Source organism: Promicromonospora kroppenstedtii DSM 19349 (assembly GCF_000515355.1).
GTDB lineage: Bacteria > Actinomycetota > Actinomycetes > Actinomycetales > Cellulomonadaceae > Promicromonospora > Promicromonospora kroppenstedtii.
In genome coordinates, this window is sequence record NZ_KI911730.1 from 3,293 (window position 1) to 4,319 (window position 1,027).

A 1,027-nucleotide genomic window follows, 5' to 3' on the forward strand; every position below is an offset into this window, starting at 1 on the left:
CGAGGTGGCGACCTCGGCGGCGGCGACCGGTACCTCGCTACGGACAGGCTTGTCGGTGACGGGCTGCTCCGGGACGGAAGCGGCACGGGCCGGGCGCTTCGTCGCGCCGCCGCCCGTCTTCTCGCGGATCGAGTCCACGAGGTCGCTCTTGCGCATCCTGGAGGTGCCCTTCACGCCCAGGTCTCCGGCGAGTGCCTGGAGCTCGGCGAGGCGCATGCTGCTCAGCGCGCCCGTACCGGCCGCACGGCCGGTGGCTGACTGAGCGTTATCGGTGGTGTCTGTCACGAAGGACCCTTCCCCCTCGAACTGCGGCTGATCGCCTGAACGCGGGCCGCGGGATAGTGGGCGCCCGGCTGAATGTGGCCAGAACGCGGAAAACCTCGCATCAGTGGTACGACGAAGGGGCTGACGGGGGCGTTGTCTGCCTTCTCGCGAGATGCGGTGGGCCGTAGATCACGGCCTGCTACGGGCACGGCTGAGCGGCTTTGACTGCAGCTGGGTAGGCGGTGAGGAACCGATGTTGAATCCGTGTTCCCGCCACCATGGCTCAGGACGTGCGATCCCGAAGGTTCACTGCATACTACCACCCCGTACTGCTGGTGATCCTGGTCCGGCATGACTTCTGTCTGCCCCTGACGGACCGGACGATAGCGCACCCGTGTTACCGGTGATCCTCCTGGCCCGCGCGCCTGTCAGATCGATCCCCGGGCTCAGCCTGCGCCAGCCCGCGGTCTCGTCCACGAGGTCTGCCAGGACGGCGTCCCGCGCGGCCCGGTGGCCGGGCCCGGCGAGCACCAGGACGGTCGGCCCGGCACCCGAGACGGTAGCCGGGACGCCCTCGTCCCGCAGCGCCCGGAGCAGCTCGCTGGAGGCGCCAAGGACGCCGGCACGGTACTGCTGGTGCAGCCGGTCCTCGGTGGCGTCGAACAGCAGCTCCGGACGCCGGGCCAGGGCCTCCACCAGGAGTGCCGCCCGGCCCGCCGTGAACGCGGCGTCGCCGTGGGACACCTGCGCCGGCAGGGCCGCC

Annotated in this window: 2 protein-coding genes; both read right to left on the minus strand. The window is 70.9% G+C overall.

From position 1 onward, the window contains the following. The coding region (locus tag PROKR_RS37550) for a Rho termination factor N-terminal domain-containing protein (protein WP_245605922.1) at positions 1-285 on the minus strand (285 nt) is incomplete at its 3' end. Positions 286-570: 285 nt separating this feature from the next. Beyond that, positions 571-1,027, minus strand: a 457-nt coding sequence (locus PROKR_RS35800) for a hypothetical protein (RefSeq protein ID WP_036967313.1), incomplete at its 5' end; no start/stop codon positions are given.